The organism is Leptolyngbya sp. FACHB-36 (assembly GCF_014695955.1).
GTDB lineage: Bacteria > Cyanobacteriota > Cyanobacteriia > Leptolyngbyales > Leptolyngbyaceae > FACHB-36.
Window position 1 is genome coordinate 1 of sequence record NZ_JACJPG010000084.1, and the last position, 2,217, is coordinate 2,217.

At 51.3% G+C, this 2,217-nt stretch carries 2 protein-coding genes; both read left to right on the forward strand.

All coding sequences use genetic code 11. The features are described from left to right. Positions 1–56: 56 nt before the first annotated feature. Positions 57–1,616 carry a GMC family oxidoreductase N-terminal domain-containing protein gene (locus H6F43_RS01195; protein WP_190340199.1) on the forward strand — a complete coding sequence of 520 codons (1,560 nt, stop codon included), beginning with the start codon at positions 57–59 and terminating at the stop codon, positions 1,614–1,616. Positions 1,617–1,618: 2 nt separating this feature from the next. Beyond that, on the forward strand, positions 1,619–2,217 hold a 599-nt coding region (locus tag H6F43_RS01200; RefSeq protein ID WP_190340200.1), incomplete at its 3' end, for an FAD-dependent oxidoreductase.

Below are 2,217 nucleotides of genomic sequence, written 5' to 3' on the forward strand. Positions count from 1 at the left end.
CCCAAAAGTTTTTACAGCAAGACCAATCGATTCACACGACAAACAAGGAGAATTGGATGACTCAATATGATTACATCGTCATTGGTGCTGGGTCGGCTGGCTGCGTGGTCGCTAACCGCCTCACAGAAGACCGTGAAACAACCGTGTTACTCCTCGAAGCGGGTAATCCAGATACGAAACCAGAAATTCAAATTCCGTCGGAGCACCCGAGCTTACTAGGCTCTGAGGTGGACTGGAGCTACTTCTCTGAACCGGAACCCTACCTCAACGATCGCAAAATCTTTCTTCCCCGTGGCAAAGTCTTGGGGGGCAGCAGTGCGATTAATTTCATGATTTACATCCGGGGCAATCCGCATGATTATGACCATTGGCAAGCATTGGGGAATCCCGATTGGAGTTACCAGGATGTGTTGCCCTATTTCAAAAAATTGGAACATCGGCAGCACGGTACCTCTGAATATCGTGGGGTGGATGGAAAGTTAAGCATCACTGATATTGCTTCTCCTGCTGTAACATCTAAACGCTTTGTTAATGCAGCAATTGAATTAGGTTATGACTACAATCCTGACTTCAACGGTGCTCAGCAGGAAGGTGCAGGACTTTATCAGTTGACGGTTAAAGATGGCAAACGACACAGTGCTGCCGCTGCCTTCCTATTGCCCATCCTCGATCGTTCCAATCTGACTGTAACCACTGGGGCGTTTGTGACTCGATTGTTGTTTGAGGGAACTCGCGCCGTTGGAGTGGAATATTTGCGCGAGGGCACGCTGCACCAGGTCAGTGTCAACTCCGAGGTGATTGTCAGTGCTGGCGCGTTCGATTCGCCCAAACTGCTGATGCTTTCCGGCATTGGGAATGCCGAATATCTGCAATCATTAGATATTCCTGTTGTCGCTGATCTGCCTGGGGTGGGTCAAAATCTCCGAGACCACGTTCAGGCTCCCATCACTTACCGGGCAACCGAGGATGTCCACCCTGTAGGTACCAGTAGTGGAATTCCTGAAGCTGGATTATTCTTGCATAGTGAGAGTAACCTGGATGTTGCGCCAGATTTACAGTGTTTCTCAGGTCCAATTCTGTGGGCACCACCTGGCTCTAACCGCTCTGGTCCGGGATTCTTTGGAGTCGTCTGTCTGACCCACCCTCACAACATTGGCAGTGTTAGTTTGCGATCGCCTGACCCCAAAGATCCACCGCTGATCCAACTGAACTATCTTGAAAGTGAAATCGATGTGCAAAAACTAGTGGAAGGGATTAAACGACTCCGTCAAATATTTACAGCGAATGCCTTTAATGAGTTTCGACGAGAGGAAGTTGCTCCCAGTATTGATGCTCAGAGCGATGAGGCACTCGCCGCTTACGTCCGAGAAGCTGGCGATAGCATGTACCATCCAGTAGGCACTTGCAAAATGGGCACTGACTCAATGGCAGTAGTAGATTCTGAACTGCGAGTGCATGGGATTGAGGGCTTGCGGGTCGTCGATGCGTCCATCATGCCAACGCTGACAACAGGCAATACGAATGCACCGACCATTATGATTGGCGAGAAGGCAGCCGATTTAATTAAAGCCAGTCGGACTCGGCAAACTGTAATGACGAGCTATCAACAGAGGTAATCATGGAAACAGCAGATGTCATTGTGATTGGAAGTGGTCAGGGCGGCGTTCCACTCGCGGCTGACTTTGCCAAAGCAGGTAAGAACGTCGTTTTATTTGAGCGCGATGCGTTGGGCGGCAGTTGCATCAACTATGGCTGTACGCCTTCTAAAGCCTTTTTAGCTGCTGCCCATGCCGCAGGTCGCGCTCGACAAGCCGCAAAGCTCGGCATACACGCACAGGTTGAAGTCGATTTTGCTGCCGTGATGGAGCGTGTGCGTAGCATTCGCAGCCAGTTTAACCAGGGAACCCAGCGGCGACTAGACAGTGCAGGGGTTAAAGTCGTCTGCGCTGAAGCCAAGTTTACCGGAGAACGAACGGTGAGTGGAGGCGGTGTGACGGTGCAGGCTCCGATCGTCGTCATCAACACAGGCACATCCTCCACCATCCCTGATATTCCCGGTTTAGCGGGAACGCCTTATCTCACCAACCGCAATTTCTTTGATTTGCAGCAGCTTCCGCCCCGGTTGCTTGTGGTCGGCGGTGGCTACATTGCCCTGGAGTTAGGGCAGGGATTAGCGCGTTTAGGCAGCCAGACCGAATTGATTGTGCGCGGCGATCG